22 protein-coding genes are annotated in these 23,841 nt (G+C 54.2%); 14 read left to right on the forward strand and 8 right to left on the reverse strand.

The features are described from left to right. Positions 1 to 8: 8 nt before the first annotated feature. From infB to ACZ3HG_RS08015, 8 genes are all read left to right on the forward strand, one after another. A complete protein-coding gene (infB, locus tag ACZ3HG_RS07980; protein WP_191935033.1) occupies positions 9 to 2,702 on the forward strand; it encodes a translation initiation factor IF-2 in 2,694 nt (897 codons plus the stop codon). 74 nt (positions 2,703 to 2,776) lie between these two features. Continuing rightward, on the forward strand, positions 2,777 to 3,202 hold the full coding sequence (rbfA, locus tag ACZ3HG_RS07985; RefSeq protein WP_062744453.1) for a 30S ribosome-binding factor RbfA: 426 nt from the start codon (positions 2,777 to 2,779) through the stop codon (positions 3,200 to 3,202). Further along, positions 3,202 to 4,146, forward strand: coding sequence for a tRNA pseudouridine(55) synthase TruB (gene truB / locus ACZ3HG_RS07990; protein WP_465332636.1), 945 nt, complete (start codon positions 3,202 to 3,204; stop codon positions 4,144 to 4,146). The genes rbfA and truB overlap by 1 nt, the downstream gene beginning before the upstream one ends. A 107-nt stretch (positions 4,147 to 4,253) precedes the next feature. Then, the gene (gene rpsO / locus ACZ3HG_RS07995; RefSeq protein WP_062744451.1) at positions 4,254 to 4,523 is read left to right on the forward strand and encodes a 30S ribosomal protein S15; all 270 of its coding nucleotides are present in this window, start codon (positions 4,254 to 4,256) and stop codon (positions 4,521 to 4,523) included. 308 nt (positions 4,524 to 4,831) lie between these two features. Beyond that, positions 4,832 to 6,961: a polyribonucleotide nucleotidyltransferase gene (pnp, locus tag ACZ3HG_RS08000; RefSeq protein ID WP_191935035.1), complete on the forward strand. Its 2,130-nt coding sequence runs from the start codon at positions 4,832 to 4,834 to the stop codon at positions 6,959 to 6,961. A 129-nt stretch (positions 6,962 to 7,090) separates the two neighbouring features. Beyond that, on the forward strand, positions 7,091 to 7,975 hold the full coding sequence (gene nlpI, locus ACZ3HG_RS08005; RefSeq protein ID WP_191935036.1) for a lipoprotein NlpI: 885 nt from the start codon (positions 7,091 to 7,093) through the stop codon (positions 7,973 to 7,975). A gap of 103 nt (positions 7,976 to 8,078) precedes the next feature. Beyond that, positions 8,079 to 8,135, forward strand: coding sequence for a protein YrbN (gene yrbN, locus ACZ3HG_RS08010; protein WP_098053093.1), 57 nt, complete (start codon positions 8,079 to 8,081; stop codon positions 8,133 to 8,135). A 16-nt stretch (positions 8,136 to 8,151) separates the two neighbouring features. Then, positions 8,152 to 10,071, forward strand: a complete 1,920-nt coding sequence (locus tag ACZ3HG_RS08015; RefSeq protein ID WP_465332637.1) for a DEAD/DEAH family ATP-dependent RNA helicase — start codon at positions 8,152 to 8,154, stop codon at positions 10,069 to 10,071. Between the two features lie 62 nt (positions 10,072 to 10,133). Here the strand turns inward: ACZ3HG_RS08015 and ACZ3HG_RS08020 are convergent, their stop codons facing one another. The 3 genes from ACZ3HG_RS08020 to ubiU all read right to left on the reverse strand — a co-directional run bounded on the left by ACZ3HG_RS08020 (position 10,134) and on the right by ubiU (position 13,221). Next, a complete protein-coding gene (locus ACZ3HG_RS08020) occupies positions 10,134 to 11,141 on the reverse strand; it encodes a luciferase-like monooxygenase (protein ID WP_191935037.1) in 1,008 nt (335 codons plus the stop codon). 197 nt (positions 11,142 to 11,338) lie between these two features. Beyond that, complete coding sequence (locus ACZ3HG_RS08025; protein ID WP_191935038.1) at positions 11,339 to 12,217, reverse strand: U32 family peptidase; 879 nt, start codon at positions 12,215 to 12,217, stop codon at positions 11,339 to 11,341. Between the two features lie 8 nt (positions 12,218 to 12,225). Further along, positions 12,226 to 13,221: a ubiquinone anaerobic biosynthesis protein UbiU gene (gene ubiU, locus ACZ3HG_RS08030; RefSeq protein ID WP_191935039.1), complete on the reverse strand. Its 996-nt coding sequence runs from the start codon at positions 13,219 to 13,221 to the stop codon at positions 12,226 to 12,228. 208 nt (positions 13,222 to 13,429) lie between these two features. On the opposite strand from ubiU, the gene ubiT reads away from it, so the two are divergent. Both ubiT and ACZ3HG_RS08040 read left to right on the forward strand, forming a co-directional pair. Then, positions 13,430 to 13,954, forward strand: a complete 525-nt coding sequence (gene ubiT / locus ACZ3HG_RS08035) for a ubiquinone anaerobic biosynthesis accessory factor UbiT (protein ID WP_423244848.1) — start codon at positions 13,430 to 13,432, stop codon at positions 13,952 to 13,954. Further along, complete coding sequence (locus ACZ3HG_RS08040; RefSeq protein WP_191935041.1) at positions 13,948 to 14,451, forward strand: GNAT family N-acetyltransferase; 504 nt, start codon at positions 13,948 to 13,950, stop codon at positions 14,449 to 14,451. The genes ubiT and ACZ3HG_RS08040 overlap by 7 nt, the downstream gene beginning before the upstream one ends. On the opposite strand, the gene ACZ3HG_RS08045 is transcribed toward ACZ3HG_RS08040, so the two are convergent. Both ACZ3HG_RS08045 and ACZ3HG_RS08050 read right to left on the reverse strand, forming a co-directional pair. Next, positions 14,438 to 14,743, reverse strand: coding sequence for a GIY-YIG nuclease family protein (locus ACZ3HG_RS08045; RefSeq protein WP_191935042.1), 306 nt, complete (start codon positions 14,741 to 14,743; stop codon positions 14,438 to 14,440). The two genes, ACZ3HG_RS08040 and ACZ3HG_RS08045, sit on opposite strands and share 14 nt — an antisense overlap. Positions 14,744 to 14,844: 101 nt before the next feature. Continuing rightward, positions 14,845 to 15,366 (reverse strand): type 1 glutamine amidotransferase domain-containing protein, encoded by a 522-nt coding sequence (locus tag ACZ3HG_RS08050; protein ID WP_191935043.1) that lies wholly within the window; start codon positions 15,364 to 15,366, stop codon positions 14,845 to 14,847. A gap of 211 nt (positions 15,367 to 15,577) precedes the next feature. On the opposite strand from ACZ3HG_RS08050, the gene ACZ3HG_RS08055 reads away from it, so the two are divergent. The 3 genes from ACZ3HG_RS08055 to ACZ3HG_RS08065 are packed head-to-tail and all read left to right on the forward strand — an operon-like array spanning position 15,578 to position 17,826. Then, entirely contained in the window at positions 15,578 to 15,976 is a 399-nt protein-coding gene (locus ACZ3HG_RS08055) for a DUF350 domain-containing protein (protein WP_191935044.1), read from the forward strand. A gap of 27 nt (positions 15,977 to 16,003) precedes the next feature. Then, positions 16,004 to 16,627, forward strand: a complete 624-nt coding sequence (locus tag ACZ3HG_RS08060; protein WP_465332638.1) for a DUF1190 domain-containing protein — start codon at positions 16,004 to 16,006, stop codon at positions 16,625 to 16,627. Between the two features lie 2 nt (positions 16,628 to 16,629). Beyond that, the gene (locus tag ACZ3HG_RS08065; RefSeq protein WP_191935046.1) at positions 16,630 to 17,826 is read left to right on the forward strand and encodes a glutathionylspermidine synthase family protein; all 1,197 of its coding nucleotides are present in this window, start codon (positions 16,630 to 16,632) and stop codon (positions 17,824 to 17,826) included. A 2-nt stretch (positions 17,827 to 17,828) separates the two neighbouring features. Here the strand turns inward: ACZ3HG_RS08065 and nrdG are convergent, their stop codons facing one another. The 3 genes from nrdG to ACZ3HG_RS08080 all read right to left on the reverse strand — a co-directional run bounded on the left by nrdG (position 17,829) and on the right by ACZ3HG_RS08080 (position 21,741). Further along, entirely contained in the window at positions 17,829 to 18,293 is a 465-nt protein-coding gene (nrdG, locus tag ACZ3HG_RS08070; protein ID WP_191937067.1) for an anaerobic ribonucleoside-triphosphate reductase-activating protein, read from the reverse strand. Then, on the reverse strand, positions 18,290 to 20,428 hold the full coding sequence (gene nrdD, locus ACZ3HG_RS08075) for an anaerobic ribonucleoside-triphosphate reductase (RefSeq protein ID WP_191935048.1): 2,139 nt from the start codon (positions 20,426 to 20,428) through the stop codon (positions 18,290 to 18,292). The genes nrdG and nrdD overlap by 4 nt, the downstream gene beginning before the upstream one ends. Positions 20,429 to 20,574: 146 nt before the next feature. Further along, positions 20,575 to 21,741 carry a YbfB/YjiJ family MFS transporter gene (locus ACZ3HG_RS08080; RefSeq protein WP_465332639.1) on the reverse strand — a complete coding sequence of 389 codons (1,167 nt, stop codon included), beginning with the start codon at positions 21,739 to 21,741 and terminating at the stop codon, positions 20,575 to 20,577. A gap of 227 nt (positions 21,742 to 21,968) precedes the next feature. On the opposite strand from ACZ3HG_RS08080, the gene ACZ3HG_RS08085 reads away from it, so the two are divergent. Beyond that, positions 21,969 to 23,795 (forward strand): FAD/NAD(P)-binding protein, encoded by a 1,827-nt coding sequence (locus ACZ3HG_RS08085; protein WP_465332640.1) that lies wholly within the window; start codon positions 21,969 to 21,971, stop codon positions 23,793 to 23,795. Positions 23,796 to 23,841 lie beyond the last annotated feature (46 nt).

The raw sequence follows: 23,841 nt of genomic DNA on the forward strand, positions 1-23,841 counted from the left end.
GGAACAGCATGACGACAGATGTAACCGTAAAATCGCTGGCCGCAGAGATTCAGACACCGGTAGAACGCCTGGTACAGCAATTTGCTGACGCAGGGATCCAAAAGTCTGAAACCGACTCTGTTACCCAGCACGAAAAAGAGACATTGCTGACCCATCTGAACCGCGAACATGGCGGTGGATCTGGTAAGCTTACTCTGCAGCGCAAAACGCGCAGCACCTTGAATGTTCCAGGCACCGGGGGCAAAAGTAAGTCGGTGCAAATCGAAGTCCGCAAAAAACGCACTTATGTAAAAGGCGATCCGGCAGATGCTGAACAGGCAGAAGCGGAAGCCCAGGCAGAGCGTGAAGCGGAAGAACTGGCTCGTCGCGAGGCTGAAGAACAGGCCCAGCGCGCAGCTCAAGACAAAGCAAAGCGTGAAGCCGAGGAGCAGGCCAAGCGTGAGGCAGCTGATAAAGCCAAACGTGAAGCAGCGGAAAAAGATAAAGTGAGCAATCAACATACCGACGAAATGACCCGGGCCTCTCAGTCCGATAAAGCCCGCCGCGAAGCGGAATCGGCTGAACTGAAGCGTAAAGCGGAAGAAGAAGCGCGTCGCAAGATCGAAGAAGAAGCGAAGCGCGTAGCCGAAGAGGCACGTAAAATGGCGGAAGAGAAAGGCGAAGAGTGGACACAGGTTAAAGAAGTCGAAGACACTTCTGATTATCACGTGACCACTTCAACTCATGCTCGTGCAGCAGAAGACGAAAATGACGCGCAGGTCGAAGGTGACCGCCGTACACGTACTGCTGTTCGTCCGGCTAAAGCCCCGGTTCGCAAGAAAGGCAACAAGCATTCTGAAGCGAAAACTGACCGTGAAGAAGCGCGTGCGCAGGTTCGCGGCGGTAAAGGCGGCAAGCGCAAGCCAAGCACCCTGCAGCAGGGCTTCAATAAGCCAGCACAGGCGGTTAACCGTGACGTGATTATCGGTGAGACAGTCACCGTAGCGGAACTGGCTAACAAGATGGCGGTGAAAGGTTCCCAGGTCATCAAAGCGATGATGAAAATGGGCGCTATGGCCACCATCAACCAGGTCATCGACCAGGAAACTGCTCAGATGGTCGCGGAAGAAATGGGTCACAAAGTGACACTGCGCCGCGAAAACGAGCTGGAAGAAGCGGTCATGAGCGACCGTGATACCGATGCTGTGCATGAGTCTCGTGCACCGGTCGTGACCATCATGGGTCACGTTGACCACGGTAAAACCTCCCTGCTGGACTACATTCGCTCCACGAAAGTCGCCTCTGGCGAAGCGGGCGGCATTACCCAGCACATCGGTGCCTACCACGTTGAAACTGACAACGGTATGGTGACCTTCCTGGATACCCCAGGCCACGCCGCGTTTACCTCAATGCGTGCTCGTGGTGCTCAGGCAACGGATATCGTTATCCTGGTTGTTGCTGCAGACGATGGCGTGATGCCACAGACTATCGAAGCGATCCAGCATGCGAAAGCGGCCAAAGTGCCGGTTGTCGTGGCGGTGAACAAATGCGATAAGCCTGATGCCGATCCAGACCGTGTTAAAACTGAACTGACTCAGTACGGGATTATCCCGGAAGAGTGGGGCGGCGAAAACATGTTCGTCAGCGTTTCAGCGAAAGTCGGTACCGGTATTGATGACCTGCTGAACGCTATCCTGCTGCAGGCGGAAGTGCTGGAACTGAGCGCTGTTCGTCAGGGTATGGCAAGCGGTGTGGTAATCGAATCCTTCCTGGATAAAGGTCGTGGTCCGGTCGCAACAGTTCTGGTTCGTGAAGGTACGCTGAATAAAGGCGATATCGTTCTGTGTGGCTTCGAATACGGCCGTGTGCGTGCGATGCGTGACGAGATGGGCCGCGAAGTGATGACTGCCGGTCCTTCTATTCCGGTTGAGATCCTCGGTCTGTCCGGTGTTCCGGCAGCGGGTGATGAAGCGACCGTCGTACGTGACGAGAAGAAAGCGCGTGAAGTGGCACTGTATCGTCAGGGCAAATTCCGTGAAGTTAAGCTGGCACGTCAGCAAAAATCTAAGCTGGAGAACATGTTTGCGAACATGACTGAAGGCGAAGTTTCCGAGCTGAACATCGTGCTGAAAGCTGACGTACAGGGTTCTGTCGAAGCTATCTCCGAGTCACTGCTGAAGCTTTCTACTGATGAAGTAAAAGTGAAAATCATCGGTTCCGGCGTAGGTGGTATTACTGAAACCGACGCGACGCTGGCTGCAGCTTCTAACGCCATCCTGGTGGGCTTCAACGTGCGTGCTGATGCTTCAGCGCGCCGCGTGATCGACTCAGAAAGCCTGGATCTGCGTTACTACTCCGTCATCTATAATCTGATTGACGAAGTGAAAGCCGCGATGAGCGGGATGCTGGCACCAGAGTACAAACAGCAGATCATCGGTCTGGCAGCGGTACGTGACGTGTTCAAATCACCGAAATTTGGTGCCATCGCCGGTTGTATGGTGACGGAAGGTAATATCAAACGTCACAACCCAATCCGTGTTCTGCGTGACAACGTGGTGATCTACGAAGGCGAGCTGGAATCTCTGCGCCGCTTCAAAGATGACGTTAACGAAGTCCGTAACGGCATGGAATGTGGTATCGGCGTGAAGAACTACAACGATGTGCGTGTTGGCGATATGATCGAAGTCTTCGAAATTATCGAAATCCAGCGCACCATCGACTAAGTCGACGTCCGCAATCAACAACACTAATTTGGGAGGCTTCTGGCCTCCCAATCTTTTATAAGAGAGATAAAATTATGGCGAAAGAATTCGGTCGCCCGCAGCGTGTTTCTCAGGAACTGCAAAAAGAGATCGCCATGATCCTGCAGCGTGAGATTAAAGACCCGCGCCTGGGCATGATGGTAACGGTTTCCGGTGTGGATGTGTCACGTGACCTGGCCTACGCCAAAGTGTTCGTGACCTTCCTGAACGATAAAGACGAAGAAGCTATCAAAGGCGGCCTGCGTGCCCTCGGTGATGCGGCTGGCTATATCCGCTCCCTTCTCGGCAAAGCGATGCGCCTGCGTATCGTGCCTGAGCTGACGTTTTTCTACGACAACTCACTGGTTGAAGGGATGCGCATGTCTAACCTGGTAACGAACGTGGTCAGAAATGACGAAGAGCGTCGTGGCCCGGTTGAAGATGGCCAGGAAGAGAACCAGGAAGAAGGCAAAGCAGAGTAATGAGTCGTCCTCGTCGTCGCGGTCGTGATATCCATGGCGTTCTGTTGCTGGACAAGCCTGGCGGTTTGTCCTCCAACGACGCGCTGCAGAAAGTCAAACGCCTGTATAACGCCAATCGCGCGGGCCACACCGGCGCGCTCGATCCTCTGGCGACCGGCATGCTGCCGATCTGTTTGGGTGAAGCGACCAAGTTTTCCCAGTATCTGCTGGAATCGGACAAGCGTTATCGGGTCATTGCCCGTCTCGGGCAGCGCACCGATACCTCCGATGCCGATGGGGTGATTGTCAGCGAGCGTCCGGTCGCGTTCAGTGCCGAGACGCTGGCGCAGGCGCTGGACAGTTTCCGCGGTGAAACGCAGCAGATCCCGTCCATGTATTCAGCGCTGAAATACCAGGGCCGCAAGCTGTACGAATATGCCCGTGAAGGCATCGAAGTGCCGCGCGAGTCGCGCAGTATCACGGTCTATGAACTGCTGTTTATTCGTCACGAAGGTCATGAGCTTGAGCTGGAAATCCATGTCTCAAAAGGCACTTACATTCGCACTATCATTGACGATCTTGGTGAAAAGCTGGGCTGCGGTGCGCACGTCACCTACCTGCGCCGTTTGCAGGTAGCCACGTATCCCATTGAAAAAATGGTGACGCTGGAACAGCTTAATGCCCTGACGGAAGAGGCTCACCGTAGCGAGCAGTCACCTGCCGACCTGCTGGACGCACTGCTGATGCCAATGGACAGTCCGGCGGCAGAGTATCCCGTGGTGAATCTGCTGAGTGCTGTCGCGGCTTACTTTAAGCAGGGCATGCCGGTACAGGTTGTAGGGGCCCCCGCCAGCGGACTGGTGCGGGTAACGGAAGGCGAGGAGAAGAAGTTTATCGGTATGGCGGAAATCGCCGACGATGGACGCGTTGCCCCGCGCCGGCTGGTTGTAGAATATTTCGACTAGCTATTTGCGCTTAAGTAGCGCGAAGAGTAGAATGGCGCGGCTTTACACTGGGTTGCTGAATTAGAGATCGGCGCCTGTACATTTATCTTAATTTTTGGAGTTGTCTCATGTCTCTAAGTGTTGAAACTAAAGCACAGATCGTTGCTGATTTCGGTCGTGGCGCAAACGACAGTGGTTCTACTGAAGTTCAGGTTGCACTGCTGACCGCGCAGATTACTCATCTGCAGGGTCACTTCTCTGAGCACAAGAAAGACCACCACAGCCGTCGTGGCCTGCTGCGCATGGTATCCCAGCGTCGTAAGCTGCTGGATTACCTGAAGCGTAAAGACGTTGCACGCTACACCAGCCTGATCGAACGTCTGGGTCTGCGTCGCTAAGTCTTACAGGTTGTCCCGCCACGGTTTCGGATCTTCTGAAAGTGTAAGTGGGTCATCGGACAACCTGGTGCGAGTTTCGCTGGAAAGGGGCCTTTAAGGCCCCTTTTTTCAAGCAAGCGGCAGCAATTACACGCAAACTATTGTATTGTTGCTGAGTGTGATCTTCAGTTGCAGACGTTCGCGCGGCTAATGAGAGGCTTTATCCCATCTGGGGTTAGGGTTGTCATTAGTCGCGAGGATGCAAAATGAAGATTAAATATCCACGGTCGGTATAAAAAACTACCGGCCCTGAAGTTAAGGAACTAATTTTGCTGAACCCGATCGTAAAAAAATTCCAGTATGGTCAGCATACCGTCACTCTTGAGACCGGTATGATGGCCCGCCAGGCAACGGCTGCCGTGATGGTAAGCATGGACGACACCGCGGTGTTCGTGACAGTTGTTGGCCGTAAAAATGCAAAACCAGGTCAGGATTTCTTCCCGCTGACTGTTAACTATCAGGAGCGTACCTACGCTGCTGGTCGTATCCCTGGCAGCTTCTTCCGTCGTGAAGGCCGTCCAAGCGAAGGCGAAACACTGACTTCACGTCTGATTGACCGTCCGCTGCGCCCACTGTTCCCGGAAGGTTTCGTCAACGAAGTGCAGGTTATCGCTACCGTTGTTTCCGTTAACCCACAGGTTAACCCGGACATCGTTGCTCTGATCGGTGCTTCTGCGGCGCTGTCACTCTCTGGCCTGCCGTTCAACGGCCCAATCGGTGCTGCGCGCGTCGGTTACCTGAACGACCAGTACGTGCTGAACCCAACGACCGATGAGCTGAAAGAGAGCAAACTGGATCTGGTCGTTGCCGGTACCAAAGGCGCAGTGCTGATGGTGGAGTCAGAAGCTGAACTGTTAAGCGAAGACCAGATGCTGGGTGCTGTGGTGTATGGCCATGAGCAGCAGCAGATTGTTATCGACACCATTAACGAACTGGTGGCTGAAGCAGGCAAACCTCGCTGGGACTGGACACCAGAAGCACCGAACGACGCGTTGAACGCCCGTATCGCTGCGCTGGCTGAAGCCCGTCTGAGCGACGCTTACCGTATCACCGAAAAACAGGAGCGCTATGCTCAGGTTGACGTGATTAAATCAGAAACCACCGCGACCCTGCTGGCTGAAGACGAGTCACTGGATGCCGGTGAGATCAGCGACATTCTGCACGCGCTGGAAAAAGACGTGGTACGTAGCCGCATTCTGCGCGGCGAGCCACGTATTGATGGCCGTGAAAAAGACATGATCCGTGGTCTGGATGTGCGTACCGGCGTTCTGCCACGTACCCACGGTTCAGCACTGTTCACCCGTGGTGAGACTCAGGCACTGGTTACCGCGACACTGGGTACTGCCCGTGATGCGCAGAACCTGGATGAACTGATGGGTGAGCGTACTGATAACTTCCTGTTCCACTACAACTTCCCTCCGTACTCTGTCGGTGAAACCGGCATGGTCGGTTCGCCTAAGCGTCGTGAAATTGGTCACGGTCGTCTGGCGAAACGTGGTGTTCTGGCCGTCATGCCAAAAGGCGATGCGTTCCCGTACACTGTACGTGTCGTGTCTGAAATCACTGAATCTAACGGTTCATCCTCCATGGCGTCTGTATGTGGTGCTTCTCTGGCACTGATGGACGCCGGTGTCCCTATCAAAGCAGCCGTAGCCGGTATTGCGATGGGTCTGGTGAAAGACAACGATAACTTCGTTGTTCTGTCAGACATTCTGGGTGACGAAGATCACCTGGGCGACATGGACTTCAAAGTAGCCGGTAGCCGTGAAGGTATCACCGCGCTGCAGATGGACATCAAAATTGAAGGCATCACCCGCGAAATCATGCATGAAGCGCTGAACCAGGCTAAGGGTGCGCGTCTGCATATCCTGAGCGTTATGGAGCAGGCAATCAGCACCCCGCGTGGCGATATCTCTCAGTTTGCTCCACGTATCCATACCATCAAGATCAGCGTTGATAAGATTAAAGACGTGATCGGTAAAGGTGGTTCTGTGATCCGTGCGCTGACCGAAGAGACCGGTACTACCATTGAAATTGAAGATGACGGTACGGTTAAAATCGCAGCGACTGACGGTGAGAAAGCGAAATTCGCTATCCGTCGTATCGAAGAGATTACCGCAGAAATCGAAGTGGGCCGTATCTATAACGGTAAAGTGACCCGCATCGTTGACTTCGGTGCCTTCGTTGCTATCGGCGGTGGTAAAGAAGGTCTGGTTCACATCTCTCAAATCGCTGATAAGCGCGTTGAGAAAGTGACAGACTACCTGCAGATGGGCCAGGAAGTACCAGTGAAAGTACTGGAAGTTGACCGTCAGGGTCGCGTACGCCTGAGCATCAAAGAAGCCAGCGAACAGGCCCAGCCTGAAGCTGAAGCTCCTGCAGCACCTGAAGCAGAGTAACGGCAAGACCATTGAGTTCTCCGCACCTTCGGGTGCGGAGGATTGTTTCATCGCGAGGGCTGGATGGCCTTGTGAACGGCAGGCGGATGACAGGATGTGCATCCCAATGTTTGTTTTCGGGAGTGGTAAATGAAGCCATTTTTGCGCTGGTGTATTGTTGCGACAGCTTTGACGCTGGCAGGATGCAGCAACACCGATTGGCGTAAGAACGAAGTACTGGCGGTCCCCTTGCAGCCTACGCTGCAGCAGGAAGTCATTCTCGCGCGCATGGAACAAATACTTGCCAGTCGGTCATTGACCGATGATGAACGCGCACAGCTGTTATATGAGCGCGGAGTGTTGTATGATAGTCTCGGTTTGAGAGCACTGGCGCGAAATGATTTTTCACAAGCGCTGTCTATCAGACCGGATATGCCTGAAGTATTCAATTACTTAGGCATATATTTAACGCAGGCAGGCAACTTTGATGCTGCCTATGAAGCGTTTGATTCTGTACTTGAGCTTGATCCAACTTACAATTATGCGCGTTTAAATCGTGGTATCGCTCTGTATTACGGCGGAAGATTTAAACTGGCGCAAGATGATCTGCTGGCGTTTTATCAAGACGATCCTAACGATCCCTTCCGCAGCCTGTGGCTGTATCTCACTGAACGTGAGATCAACGCAGACCAGGCAAAAGTCTCGCTCAAGCAGCGTTACGACAAAGCGGTGAAGGAGCAATGGGGATGGAATATTGTCGAGTTCTACCTGGGCGATATCAGCGAAAAAACGCTGATGGAACGGCTCCAGGCGGACGCAACGGATAACACCTCGCTCGCTGAACATCTCAGTGAAACCAACTTCTATTTAGGTAAGTATTACCTAAGTCTGGGGGAGAAGGACAACGCAGAAGCGTTGTTCAAGCTGACGGTCGCCAACAACGTTCACAACTTTGTTGAGCATCGATATGCATTGTTGGAGCTGGCGCTACTCGGCCAGACACAAGACGATTTATCAGAATCTGACCAGCAATAGCTGACGAACTTCATTGCCCGTTTTTTCGAAAAGTCATCATCTTAGCGGATGAGGGCCTTTTTGTTCGTCAAAACCACTAATTTGAGCCGGTTCACACTTTTTGATGAAAATGACTGAAAGTTTTCACGACGAGTTATGTAGACTGGCCGCCGCAATCTAAGAGGCACGTGTACTACATGACTGATATCCAAACTACTTTTGCTGACCTTGGCCTGAACGCCGACCTCCTCGAATCACTGACCGGCATGGGCTACGTGAAGCCTTCCCCAATCCAGCTTGAGTGTATTCCTCATCTGCTGGCGGGCCGTGACGTGCTGGGTATGGCGCAGACCGGGAGTGGCAAAACTGCAGCCTTCTCGCTGCCGTTATTACATAACATTGACCCAACCGTAAAAGCACCTCAGATCCTGGTGCTGGCACCGACCCGCGAACTGGCGGTGCAGGTTGCAGAAGCGATGACTGAATTCGCTAAACATATGCGCGGCCTGAACGTGGTAGCCCTTTACGGCGGCCAGCGTTATGACGTGCAGCTGCGCGCTCTGCGCCAGGGACCACAGGTTGTTGTGGGTACGCCTGGTCGTCTGCTTGACCACCTGAAACGCGGCACGTTAGATCTGTCTAACCTGCGCGGCCTGGTGCTGGACGAAGCCGATGAAATGCTGCGTATGGGCTTCATCGAAGACGTTGAAACTATTATGGCGCAGATCCCGGACAATCATCAGACTGCTCTGTTCTCTGCGACCATGCCAGAAGCGATCCGTCGTATCACCAAGCGCTTTATGAAAGATCCGCAGGAAGTGCGTATCCAGTCAAGCATGACCACCCGTCCGGACATCAGCCAGAGCTACTGGACTGCGTACGGCCGTAAAACGGATGCACTGACCCGCTTCCTGGAATCAGAAGACTTTGATGCTGCGATCATCTTCGTGCGGACTAAAAACGCAACGCTGGAAGTGGCTGAAGCGCTGGAGCGCAGCGGTTACAACAGTGCTGCACTGAACGGTGATATGAACCAGGCACTGCGTGAGCAGACCCTGGAGCGTCTGAAAGACGGTCGTCTGGACATCCTGATCGCCACCGACGTTGCGGCCCGTGGCCTGGACGTTGAGCGTATCAGCCTGGTGGTTAACTATGACATCCCGATGGACGCAGAATCTTACGTTCACCGTATCGGCCGTACCGGTCGTGCAGGTCGTGCCGGCCGTGCTCTGCTGTTCGTTGAGAACCGCGAGCGTCGTCTGCTGCGTAACATTGAACGCACCATGAAGCTGACCATTCCTGAAGTAGAGCTGCCAAACGCAGAGCTGCTGGGTGAGCGTCGTCTGGCGAAGTTTGCTGCTAAAGTTCAGCAGCAGCTGGAAAGCAGCGATCTGGAGCAGTACCGTGCTCTGCTGGCTAAAATGCAGCCAGAAGAAGAGCTGGACATCGAAACGCTGGCCGCAGCACTGCTGAAAATGGCTCAGGGCGAACGTCCACTGATCGTTCCTGCTGATGCGCCACAGCGTCCGCGCAGCCAGTTCCGCGATCGTGATGACCGCCAGGCCGGCCGCAGCGATCGTCCGGATCGTGGCCCACGTGAACCACGTGAACCCCGCGCAGAAGGCGATCGTCCACGTCGTGAACGTCGTGACGTCGGTGATATGGAAGTGTACCGCATTGAAGTAGGCCGTGATGACGGTGTTGAAGTGCGTCACATCGTTGGCGCTATCGCTAACGAAGGCGACATCAGCAGCCGCTACATCGGTAACATCAAGCTGTTCGGTACGCACTCCACTATCGAACTGCCAAAAGGCATGCCGGGCGAAGTTCTGTCACACTTCACCCGCACGCGTATTCTGAACAAACCGATGAATATGCAGCTGATTGGTGATGCACAGCCACGCAGCAACGACCGTGGCGGCGAACGTCGTCCGGGCGGCCCTGCACGCGGTGGCTTTGGCGCTGGCGCTGGCCGTGAAGGTGGAGCCCCACGCGGTGGTGCTGAAGGCGGTCGTCGCTTCAGCAATGACCGTAGCGGTGAACGTCGTCCGGGTGGCCCTTCACGTGGCCCGCGCACTGAAGGCGGCGCAGCACCTACCCGTCGTCGTGACGCGTAACCACTGATGCCCCATAAAAAAACCAGCCTTCGGGCTGGTTTTTTTTTGCCCTGCTGTCAGGGTTACAAAGCGTTACGGGCCTGCATGGCCAGCTCAAACGAGTAGAGCCGCGCCTGAGTATCAAAAATCTGCCCGTTGACCATCACTTCATCCGCCTGGGTTTCACGCATCAGCGCCGCCAGCCCCTGACGGACTTTATCTTTATCACCCACCACCGACATGCTCAGCGCCTGCTGCACGCCGTACTGTTCTGACGGTGACCACAGGTTGTCCATGTTATCCACTGGTGCGGGCAGCGGACCCGGTTTGCCGCGGCGCAGATTGATAAACTGCTGCTGCATGGAGGTAAACAGGAAGCGCGCATCGCGATCGCTGTCAGCGGCGATCACGTTGACACACACCATCGCATAGGGTTTATCCAGCCGCGCAGAGGGTTTAAAGTGCTCGCGGTATAAATGCAGCGCCTGTAGCAACATATCGGGGGCGAAGTGGGAAGCGAAGGCAAACGGCAGGCCCATCTGTGCCGCCAGCTGCGCGCTGTACAGGCTGGATCCTAGCAGCCAGACCGGGATTTTCAGGCCGGTTCCAGGCACCGGCTGTACCACCGGCATCTCTTCGCCTGTGTGATCGAACCAGCGGATGAGTTCACTGACATCGGACGGGAAATTATCGACATGTCCCGCCATGTGGCGGCGCAGCGCCAGCATGGTGCGCTGATCGGAACCCGGTGCGCGGCCCAGACCCAGATCGATACGGCCTGGGTAGAGCGACTCCAGGGTACCGAACTGTTCGGCAATCACCAGCGGGGAATGATTGGGCAGCATCACCCCGCCCGAACCCAGGCGCAGGGTTTGCGTATTCGCTGCCAGATACCCAATCAGCACCGAGGTGGCCGCGCTGGCAATCCCGGACATGTTGTGGTGCTCTGCCAGCCAGTAGCGGTGAAAGCCAAGAGTCTCAGACTGCTTTGCCAGAGAGAGTGATGCGTGAAACGCATCGCGCGCCGATGCACCCTGAGGAATGGGGGCGAGATCCAGTACCGAAAGCGGTACATTTTTTTTATCAGGCATAGTTGCTCACTTTGTCTAACGGCCGACGCTGCGCCAGGTACAAAAGAGACAGATTAAGGCATTTGCTGTCCGTATTGTTGTCCGTTCGCAGCACTCCTGAAATTAACGGTGCCGCGGGGCGGCTGATCCACCGTTATTATAATAGCGGGATTTATCCCGGCGGAAATCCTCCCCGCCAGGATCGGCGCGAGCGTGATTTAACTGACCAGCTCCAGCCCTGCTACCCGTCGCCAGTAGCCGTTACAGTCTGCGTGGTGATCCCTCTTCAGCGGCATCTGGCCTGCTTCGTTAGCGCGGAACTGGGTGATCACCGACAGTGTTCCTGCATCCTGCGGTGAAAGGCGCACAATATCGACCAGTCCCTGCATGGAGGGCAGGTCGTTACCCAGGTTGTAGCAGCTGCCGCTCATGGTCTGAATGCCGTTCAGAACAAACACCTGCTGATCCTCCTGGGTATGTACACGGCGTCCCTGGGGATAGTCAATACAGCAGGTCTGACATTCATCCTTGCTGCGATTTTCTGAACGTGCGGTAAAGCAGCGGGCTGACAGGGCCAGCGGCAGATGACCATAGCTCAACACTTCAACCTCAAACCGCTGGCGGATGCCCAGTTCTTCACACTGAGTGATCAACTGCATCAGCCAGTCTCGCGACAGTTCCACCGGCATGCACCAGCGCATCATTCCCATGTCCAGCAACAGTTTCAGTGCGACAGCATTATAGACATTAAGCGCAGGCCCGGCGACGAAGGGGATACCGGCTTCGCTGGCCAGCGTCACGGCACCGACATCATTGGCTTCGATCAGAAATTCGCCGTTATCCACATAGCGCTTCAGCTCGGTCAGTTCCGAAGGAGACTGCACCAGCGCCAGCGTACTGAGCACCACCTGCTTCCCGGCATCAGCCAGCTGCCTGGCCATACTCAGCCAGTCGCTGGTTTTCGTGGCGCGGCGTTTACTGCACACCGACTCTCCCAGGTAGACAATGTCAGCATCACTGTCGGCGGCCGACTGATAAAAAGCGTTCAGCGTCTCTTTTGGCCAGTACCACAGTACTGGTCCCAGTGAATATTTCATCCTGCCTCCTACTGCCACTGCCGGTGATACGCACCGAGCGTGGTTTGTGTGCCTTCACTCAGCGCACTGAGCGCCGCCATCCACTGGGGCTGTGCGGTAAAGTTCTGCGGGTCAGCGTGACAGCGATCAATGGCCTGACGCCAGATACGTGCCACCTGTTCAACATAGGCGGGGCTGCGCTGACGCCCTTCAATTTTAACCGAGACGATATTCGCTGCCATCAGCTCAGGCAGCAGCGCCAGCGTATTGAGGCTCGTGGGCTCTTCGAGGACATGATAATGGGCCTTGTCGACCTTATAACGGCCTTTGCACAGCGTCGGGTATCCGGCATTTTCTCCCGCGTCATAGCGATCGATCAGCACCTCATTCAGCCGGGATTCCAGCCCGGCCGGGGTCTGCTGCCAGCGAACAAAACGGGCCGGTGAGCAGGCGCCGACCGTATTGGGGGATTCGCCCGTCAGGTAAGAAGAGAGGTAGCAGCGGCCCTCTGCCATAATGCACAGACTGCCGAAGGCAAAGACCTCCAGTGGGACGGTGGTATCGCGGGCCAGCTGGCGAACCTGATGCATCGATAGCACTCGCGGCAATACCACGCGTGATACATCGAAGTTACGCTGGTAAAAGCGAACGGCAGCCGCATTTGTCGCGGAGGCTTGTACCGAAACATGACGTTCAATATGGGGATATTTTTCTGCGGCGTACGCCAGCATGGCAATATCTGCCAGGATTAAAGCATCAGCACCGGCATGTGCGGCCATATCGACGGCGCGCTGCCAACGCACATAGCCATCAGGATGGGCAAAGGTGTTGATCGCCACATGCAGTTTGCGTTTACGCTGATGAACGTAGCGTGCTGCTTCCTGCAGGCGTTTGTCGGTGAAGTTCAGGCCCGCAAAGTGGCGGGCATTGGTTTCATCTTTCAGGCCGATATACACCGCATCGGCACCGTTATCGATGGCCGCCTTCAGCGCCGGTAGGTTTCCGGCCGGGCAGAGAAGTTCCATAGGGGTCGATCCAACTAATCAGAAGAGTTGATGAGTTTAGTGAGGAAAGCGGCGACAAATTTTGATTTAAGGCAGCTAATGGCGTATTGATGGGGTTCGTGATCCCTGATAAAACTCGTATAGTTCGCACACTTTGTTGATCCAGCCGTCAGACGCATTTTGCTGTTGTGGCAAAATAGCTGAAATTTATTCGTAAGGAGTGATAATGGTGTTGAACCCGCTACGCAGCCACTGTGTCCGCCACGGACCGCAATTGCTGCGCCTTCCACTGCGGTTTACCCCGTTTGCCGTGAAGAAACCGCTACTGCAGGTATTGCTACGCTGGCAGTTTCAGCAGGCGCTGGAGGAAGGTGAGCTGGATTTCCTGGAAGGGCGCTGGCTGGGAATCGAGGTTAGCGATCTCGAACTGTGCTGGTCAGTGACGCTGCAGCAGGGCAAACTTCAGGTAGCCGAACGCGCGGAAGCCGATGTCTGGTTTCGTGGCAATGCCAACGATCTGGTGCTGATCGCCGCCCGCAGACAGGACCCGGATACCCTGTTTTTTCAACGTCGTCTGCTGATTGAAGGTGATACAGAGCTGGGTCTGGAAGTGAAAAACCTGATGGATGCGATCGATCTGGAATCCATGCCGAGGCCGTTACGCATCGGACTAATGCAACTGGCTGACTTTATTGAAGCCGGACTGAAAAAGGACGCGATTTCCCCGGCGGATCGCGCAGGTGTCTCATGTTAATTCGTTCCGAAATTGGTATCGATGCTGCCAGCATCGACAGCCTGCTGCGCCGCAGTTTCCCCACCTCTGCTGAGGCGGAGCTGGTGCAGCAACTCCGTGAAGACGGATTGTTAACTCTCGGCGTGGTGGCCACGGATGATGAGGGCCAGGTGCTGGGCTATGCGGCGTTCAGCCCGGTCACGCTGAACGATGAAGATCGTCAGTGGGTGGGATTAGCGCCGCTGGCGGTCGATGAATGCGTCCGCCGGCAGGGCATCGGTAAGCAGCTTGTCTATGAAGGGCTGGATACGCTCAATGAGTTCGGCTATGCCGCCGTGGTGGTGCTGGGCGATCCCGCTTACTTCGGGCCTTATGGGTTTGAGCCGGCTGCGCGCCACCAGCTGGACTGTCGCTGGGAAGGCACTGAAGCGACTTTCCAGGTTTATAAGCTGGCAGATGATGCCTTTAACGGCGTGGAAGGCCGCATCGAATTCTCTGCGCCGTTTACGCGTTTCTGAGCGCCGCAAGCCACTGAACAAGTGACACAGGCTGGTGTTCAACCAGCCTTATTTTTTGCGGCTTTTTTAGCTGTTTTACCTGATATTCCAGCTTTGACGCCAGCGATCGATCCCCTGCCTCACAGTGAAACAGCAGCTCAAGCGGCCCCTTACCCCGTAATGCCTTCGCGCCTTTACCGCTCTGGTGCTGCGCAAAGCGTCGTGCCACGTCATTCGTGATGCCGGTGTACAGCATCCCACTGGCGGTACGCACAATATAAAGTTGCCAGCCGGCAGTTGCAGCAGAATACATAAAGCGTCCCAATCCACACAAAGAAGGAGGAGGCTACTTTAGCGCATATTGGGCGGGATCTTAAGGGGGGCAAGGCCAGCCGCAGCTGGCCAGGGTGACGATCAGGCGGCGTTCAGAATACGCAGGGATTCACGGTTAAAGGCGGGCAGATCGTCCGGCGTGCGGCTGGTGACCAGGCGATCGTTGTCGACTACAACCTCTTCATCGTAAAAATCGGCACCGGCATTTTTCAGGTCAATCACCACCGGTTTCACCGTGGTCATTTTACGCCCGCGTACCGCATTGGCGCTAATCAGCAGCTGCTGGCCGTGGCAGATGGCAAAAACGGGTTTACCCAGGGCCACAAAAGCTTTAGTAAATTCAACAAACCGGTCGTCACCGCGCAGCGTATCCGGGGAGTGACCGCCCGGCAGCAGCAGGGCATCAAATTCAGCCGGATGAACGTCATCGATACTTTTATCGACCTTCACGCTGGCTTTACCCTGTTTCCCGGTCAGGGTTTTACCCGCCTCAGTCTCAATGGTAATCACCTCGTGGCCGGCATTTCGGTAAGCCTCGGCGGGGGAAGTAAATTCTGAGTCTTCAAATTCATCGGTCATCAGCACCGCAATCTTCTTGCTCATATTTCCTCCTGTGAGCTTTCGTTGAGAACGGAATAAGTGTGGTTCAATGATGCTGAAAATCAACCCGGTGTGGCTTTTCAATTCACAGGTTACTGATTTTTTGGGAAAAGAGGGCGCACACAAAGGTAAAGAAAATGCAGCCTGCTGGCGTTTGCCAGTACCGCCCCTTATGATGAATTCTCACTCTGCCCATCACCTTCAGGACGAACCCATGGCTACGCTGCATCTGTTACTCGCTTTCGGCTCCTATTTTTTCACCAGTTGTGCAATGGTGCTGATATTTCTGTTTATCTACACCCGCATTACCCCCCATAACGAATGGCGTCTGATTAAAGAGAATAATCTGGCGGCGGCACTGGGTTTCATTGGTGCGCTATTAGGTTATATTATCCCGCTGGCCAGCGTGGCGATTAACTCCATCAATTTACTCGATTATGTTTTATGGGGTGCAGTCGCGCTGGTCGTACAATTACTGGTGTTTGGTCTGGCGCGTATTTATCTGCCGAAAATCAGCCAGCATATTGAAGATAACCATCTGGCTGTTGGCTTATTTCTCGGCGGGGTCTCCCTTGGCGGAGGGATCATTAATGCAGCCTGTATGACCTACTAAAACTTTTCAGGCAGGGAAGCAGTAACCTTGAAAAAGAAACGTCGCCGCTCACGTTCGGGCGGTCAAAAGTCGGGGGAATTTAAGTCCTTCTCGCAAGGCGCAGCCCTGAATGACGCGCCGCGTAAATCCACGTCATGGCTGACGCTGGTTATTATGGGCGGCACCGGTATGGCACTCCTCCACAGCTGCCAGGATAAGGGGGAAGAGCAGACCATCTTTTCCAGCAGCAATGAGTGTACGCAGGCAGGCTATTCCCTCCGGGCCTGTGAGGTGCAGGAGCAGGCCGCCCAGCAACAGCTGGATGCCAGTTCACAGGGGTTTGATAACAGTTATGCCTGTCAGAGCTATTATGGCCTCGGAAACTGTCATTACAGCCTGGCAACACACCGTTTTCTGCCCCGGCTGGCGGGTTTCACTATGGGTAAGCGCCCGCAGGAAGACGTCCAGGGGAGTTCCTCTTCCGGTGGCGGTTACTACGGTGGTGGGCGCGCCTTCTATCGTGACCCGAACGATCGTGAGACGCTGAGGACGCCGGGCAGTGAAGCACGCTGGACGCGTTCCTCTGCTGATACTGACTCCCACAAGTTCAGTGGGCGCACGGTCTCACGCGGCGGGTTTGGCGGCAGTTCATATCATCGTTCAGGGGGCTGAAGATGATACGTATCGCCTGCACGCCCCGGCGCGATCTTCCCGCTATTGCCGCCCGCTACGGTTTTAACTTCCATATCATTGATGATGAGGTGTACTGGGATGAAACCCGGGCCTATCGCTTTACCCTGCGTCAGATCGAGCAGGATATTGAGGGGCCAACGGAAGAGCTGCATCAGATGTGCCTCGATTTGGTCGATCGCGTTACCGGCGATGAAGAGCTGCTGACAGCACTGGCGATCCCGCCCCTCTACTGGGAGGCCATTGCCCGCAGCTGGCAGCGCCGCGAACCCTCACTCTATGGCCGGATGGACTTCAGCTGGGGAGGGCAGGGGCCGGTTAAGCTGCTGGAATACAATGCCGATACGCCCACGTCTCTGTATGAAGCCGCGTTTTTTCAGTGGCAGTGGCTGACCGATGTCGCGGGCAGGGGGCCGGTCCCCCATCATGCCGATCAGTTCAATTCCCTGCAGGAAAAGCTGATCGCCCGGCTGGGGCTCTGGCGCAATCAGCACCCGCTCTATTTTTGCTGCTGTCAGGGATCGGCGGAAGATCGCGGCACGGTGCAGTATCTTGAAGATTGCGCCAGACAGGCAGGCCTTGAAACGCGCTTTCTCTATCTGGAAGAAGTGGGCATGGGCGTGGGGGGCGTGCTCACGGACTTGCACGACCGGGTGATTGAACAGGCATTCAAGCTTTACCCGCTGGAGTGGATGCTGCGTGATGATTACGGTCCGCTACTGCGCAAGGGCCGCGAACGCTGGATTGAACCCCTGTGGAAAACCGTGCTCAGTAACAAGGGCATCTTACCGCTGCTGTGGCGCTGGCATCGCGGGCATCCTAACCTGCTGCCTGCCTGGTTTGCCGGGGAAGTGGATAAACCGGGCTGGCGCTTAGCAGAAGAAATGGGCGCTCAGTGGCGCGGTTTTGTCAGTAAACCATTGTTCTCGCGCGAAGGGGCGAACATCACGATGTATGCCGATCGCGATGGCCGGCAACGGCTGGCCAGTGAACCCGGCGAATACGCGGATGAACCCCGTATCTGGCAGGCCAGTGCGCCGTTACCCCGGTTCGGGCATGACCATACGCTGATCGGCAGCTGGATTGTGGGTGACAGCGCCGCGGGTATCGGTATTCGTGAGGATAACGGGCCAATCACCAAAGACAGTTCAAGGTTTATCCCGCACTTTATTGCTGACTGATCTCAGCGCAGCTGATGAATGACCTGGTTGCTGCTGCCGCGCCAGCGCAGCGCCGGATCTCTGAGCGCCTGGATATATTTCCCGTCAATCAGTACGTTAACCTCTGCGACCACCCGCTGCTGCTGCGCGTCCAGCTCCTCCCGCCGATAGCCGGTCCACATCCAGATATCCTTTCCCGCACAGTCACGGCGCACCCGGCGTAACAGCCGTCCGACATCGGCGAGATTAGCCGGATGCAGGGGATCGCCGCCGGACAGCGACAACCCCTGGCGCGGAATGCGCGTGTCGTTGAGATCGGCAATCAGCCGTTCTTCCATTTCCAGCGTAAACGGCACCCCGGAGTTTACCCGCCAGGTACTTTTGTTATAGCAGCCCGGGCATTCATGCACGCAGCCAGACACAAACAGCGTGCAGCGCGTGCCGGGGCCGTTAACGATGTCCACCGGGTAGTACTGATGGATGTTCATCCCAGCTGGCCGTTGTGCAGATGTTTAACCCGACGTTTTACCTCTTCCTGCTTCCCGGCGTTAAAGGGGCGGGCATCCGGGCTGCCAAGATAGCCGCATACCCGACGGGTGACGGAAACGCGGGTGCTGTCGTGGTTACCGCATTTCGGGCAGGTGAAGCCTTTGCTGGTGCAGTCGAATTCGCCAGTAAAGCCGCACTCATAGCATTCGTCAATCGGCGTATTGGTACCGTAATAAGGCACCCGGCTGTAGCTGTAATCCCAGACGTCTTCCAGCGCCTTCAGGTTGTGCTGAATATTAGGATATTCGCCGTAACAGATAAAACCGCCGTTGGCTAACGGCGGGTAGCCCGCCTCAAAGTCGATTTTATCGTATGGGTTCACCTTCTTCTCCACGTCAAGGTGGAAGCTGTTGGTGTAATAGCCCTTATCCGTCACACCCGGCACCACACCAAACTCGGCGGCATCAAGGCGGCAGAAGCGATCGCACAGATTTTCGCTGGGGGTGCTATACAGGCTGAAGCCGTAGCCGGTCTCCTCTTTCCAGGCTTCCACGGCCTCACGCAGCCGGGCGACAATCTGCAGCCCTTTCGCCCGCAGTTGTTCATCGTCATAAGGATGCACGCTGCCGCCACTCAGGGCGTTCAGCGTTTCGTGAATGCCGATGTAGCCCAAAGAAATGGAGGCTCTGCCGTTGCGGAAGATCGAGGCCACCGGCTCATCGGCCTTCAGGCGTACCCCGCAGGCACCTTCCATATAGAGGATCGGCGCAACGCGGGCTTTGACATTTTCCAGCCTGGCGATACGTGTCATCAGCGCTTTTTTCGCCAGCAGCAGGCGCTGCTCAAGCAGAACCCAGAAGCGCCTCTCATCCCCCTCCGACTCCAGCGCAATACGCGGCAGGTTCAGGCTGATCACGCCGATATTGTTCCGGCCATCGTGGATCTGTTCGCCGTTCTCCTCATAGACCCCGAGGAAACTGCGGCAGCCCATTGGCGTTTTAAATGAACCGGTGACTTTCACCACCTGGTCGTAATTGAGGATATCCGGGTACATACGTTTACTGGCGCACTCCAGCGCCAGCTGTTTGATGTCGTAGTTAGGCTCGCCCGCCGCCTGGTTCAGACCGGCTTTAATGGCAAACACCAGCTTCGGGAACACCGCCGTTTTATGGTTTTTCCCCAAGCCGGCAATACGGTTACGCAGGATCGACTGCTGAACCAGACGCGCCGACCAACGGGTACCCAGGCCAAAACCGAAGGTGACAAAGGGCGTCTGGCCATTGGCGGTGTGCAGGGTGTTGACCTCGTATTCCAGTGACTGGAAAGCGTCATAACACTCTTTTTCAGTGCGCGAATGCGCATAGGCTTCAGCATCCGCAATCTGCCACTGCAGTGCGGTCGCGCGGTGCTTCTCCAGGCTGGCTTCAACAAACGGTGCCAGCACCTCGTCAATACGGTTAATCGTGGTCCCGCCGTAAATATGGCTGGCAACCTGCGCGATGATCTGGGCGGTGACGGCGGTGGCGGTAGAGATCGACTTCGGCGGTTCGATCTCCGCATTGCCCATCTTGAAGCCGTGCGTCAGCATGCCGCGCAGGTCGATCAGCATGCAGTTGAACATCGGAAAGAACGGAGAGTAGTCGAGATCGTGATAGTGGATCTCACCGCGTTCATGGGCGCTGACCACATCACGCGGCAGCATATGCTGACGGGCATAGTGTTTAGCCACAATACCGGCCAGCAGGTCGCGCTGGGTCGGGATCACTTTACTGTCTTTATTGGCATTTTCATTCAGCAGCGCGGGATTGCTCTGCTCAACCAGACCACGGATCTCATGATTCAGACGACCACGCAGCTCGCGGGCGACGTCGCGATCGTGACGATACTCAATGTAGCTGCGTGCCAGCTGGGGGTAACATCCCGCCATCAGCTGGTTTTCCACCGCGAGCTGCACCTCGGCAATATCCACCCGGGGACGGGCGGTCAGCAGGGCGCTGATCTGGCTGGCGGCGGTGGCGCAGTAGTCATTATCGTCAATGCTGGCTGCCTGTGCGGCAGCACGAATCGCTGCCTCAATACGTGTTGGATCGAAGGCGACCTGACAGCCGTCCCGCTTGATTACCTGAGTTGCCACCGCTGCTCTCCTGAAGGAAGAAAACTATATGTAGGTTTCGGTGGCTATAGTAAGCGCTATATGTAGTGTTTGTGCGGAGAATAATGGTGGTTTTATTGATTTACCGCATGGAACTTAAGAGTGGAAAATCTTTCCCGCAGCCCCCCTCAGATAACGGTTGAACGTTTCAGGCAGAGCAACGCGGCGATAAACAGCGCCAGGGCGCCGATAATGATCGACATCCTCAACGGATCCGCGTGGCCGTGGAACCATCCTGTCATCAGTGGCCCGCAAACCTGGCCGACACCATAGGTGAACGTCACCAGCGCCATCAAATTGATACCGGAAGGAACCGGCAGTTTCTTCGCCAACGGCATCACCAGTGCGGTGGTACCCATAAAAGTGAAGCCAAATCCGAGGCAGCAGAGGATCAGGAGTAAAGGTGAATGGCCATTCAGTGAGAGCAGTACGCAGATCGCCTGCAGGATAAGATTAAACATCAGGGAAAGCGTGATGCCAAATCGATATTCCATCAGCAGCCAGAAAAAACAGCCGGGAATAATGGCCAGCCCGACCAGCGACCAGAGGTGTTGAGAGATCGTGCTGTCTGAAAGCTGATGGGAGATGAGCGGCAGAAAGGTGGCGACAATAATATAGCCGAAGCCGGCCAGGCCATAAATAATGATCAGTTGCCACCAGCTCACCACGGCGCTTTTTCGCACCTGTGTCTGTTGTGACTCCGGCGTGAACGCAATGGCTTTGGGGGAAAGGATAACCAGCAGAATCAGCAGGACCAGGCCCACCAGGCCCGCACCGAACCAGAGATCATAAGAGGTTAAGTGGTGGCTGATGCCCACATTCACACATTCATTGCCGAGTAAAATCCCGACGCCAACCCCTGAAAACAAGGACGCTGTCACCCGGTGATTATTGGTGTGGTGCAGGACCGTCACTGAACCAAAGATCATTAATGCCGCACTGGCCACCCCAGCCAGAAAGCGCACGGCCAGGGCAAGGCTAATCTGAGTGACGCCCCACATCGCGAAGAGCAGAACAACGGAGAGCGTCGCAAAAATAAACACCATATGTTGCGAATGGGGGCGGTGAAAACCACTCCAAGAAAATACCAGACTCCCCACCAGATATCCGGCATAGTTGGCACTCGCCAGCCATGCAAGTTGTGGGAACGTGAAAATATGCTCTCCCAACATGGCGGGTAACATCGGCGTGTAAAGGAAACGACTGAGTCCGACCCCCAGCGCAAGTAGTAATACGCCATAGAAAGCTATCCGGATATCTTTGCGCACAAGGGCTTTTTTGGTTTTATGCAACATACCTGCAATTCCCTGACCCATCATTGATGGAAAATAAATTAGCACGAAGATAAACGATAGCGAGGTAACGATAAGTGTGATTAGGGTTATATTTTTTTTAAAGCCTTAATTTGTTCATTTAAGCATTTATTGTAGTATTAATGCGAAAAATAAAATCCGCACTTTGAGTGAAAAAATAAGAGGGATGTTCTTGTCTGATTATTCGTAACGGTTAACAGGGGGGGCAGATGGAAAAAATAAACATAGCTATTATTGGGTGCGGCTCTCGAGGTATCAGTGTATTAGAAAGGATAATTACGCTCTATTCTTCGTATTGTCAGGGTAAAGAGATTAAGATATGGCTGATTGATAAAGATAAATTGGGGTTTGGCGTTCATCGCCCTGAACAGCCAGATTATTTTTTGGCCAATACGGTTGCATGTCAGATTACTATGTTTGGAGATGACACCTTGACTGACGCGGGGAAAATCCGTAAAGGCCCCGACTTCTGGCAGTGGGCATGCACACAGGATGCTATAAATCCAGATGGTTTTTTTTCAGACCGAAAGCAAGAAAAATTAATATTACCAGACGACTACCTTCCCAGGAAAATGTTGGGTAATTACCTTCATTATGTTTATTTGAGTATTATACATGATCTTCCTCAAGAAATTACGGTTCAAGAAATCCATGGGCAAGCTGTGCAAATAAGTACATTTTCTAATCATAAAATTAAAATAAAAATAGACACAGGCTTTAAATTGAAAGTAGACTATCTTTTTCTTTCAACAGGGCATGGTGATGAATTTCCTACAGAAGATGAAGAAAAAATTCAGCGCTTTGTATCTGAAAAATCACGCCAAAACACAGCGTTACGCTATATTTCAAGGCCTTACGATCTCAACAACTACAGTAAAATTAGTTCTGCCAATAAAGTATTGATAGAAGGTATTGGTTTAACAACTTACGATATTATTTCCAACTTGACTTGTGGCTGGGGTGGTCAGTTTAGTGATTGTGACGGCAGGCTGATCTACCATCCGTCTGGCAATGAGCCTGATATTTATATCTACTCACGCCAGGCCTTACCTGCTGGAAGTCGCGGTGTTAATCAGAAAGGATCCAGCGGACAGTATTTACCTCATTTCTTCACTAGGGGGGCTATTGATCGGTTACGTACGAAAACGCCTGAGGGGAAAATTGATTTTGTCACCGACCTGCTGCCGTTGTTAACTAAGGAGATGAGTTATGTCTACAGGTGTGTCCAGCAAGATGAATGGCTGGATGCTGAAGACTATCATGCTGGCCAATATGAACGTGATGCAATAAATCAACTCTTCTACCCTCATCATAATTTAATTTTTCCAAACCTGAAATCGTATCGAAATTGGTTTAAGGTATTTCTGAAAGCTGATATCGCTGAAGCTGAAAAAGGTAATGTTTATGGTGGTTTAAAAGCTGCTGCTGATGTTATCAGAGATACCCGTGATATTATTCGCTATGCCGTTAACTACGGTGGGCTGACCCCGCAATCGCATCGTCAGTTTCTGCACGAGTTTTGTCCTATATTCAACCGGATTTCCGTGGGGCCTCCTTTGAGACGCAATAAAGAGTTACTGGCTTTGCTGGAAGGCGGTGTAGTGACACTGGGCGCAGGACCGAGGCCCCAATTAGTTTGCCAAAACGAGAGTAATTGTTTCGCATTGAACAGCACATTTCTTTACGAAAATAGTGTCACATTTGGGGATGTTCTGGTGAAAGCTCATATCCCGTCTTTTTCACCCATTAGAGACAATTCTTTGCTATACCATAATCTGCTGATGGAAGGAGTGATCAGGCCCTATGATAATGGAGGGTTTCGCGCGGGTGGTATTGATATTGACAGACAGCATCATGTCATCAACAGGAAAAAAATAAGTCAGAAGAATATTTATGCTATTGGCAATCCCGTCGAAGGCGCAAATTTCTATACTTACATTCTACCCCGGCCCGCAGTCAATTCGACAGCCTTAAAGGAAGCGGCTTTGTGTGTCATCGACATGTATAAAAATATCTGCCAACACCCTGTCAGGTGACTCGCCCTGCTGCCTTTCTGAACGCAGCGCTATTTTTTGCCGCTCA

Source organism: Erwinia sp. PME.40.26/001, assembly GCF_055556675.1.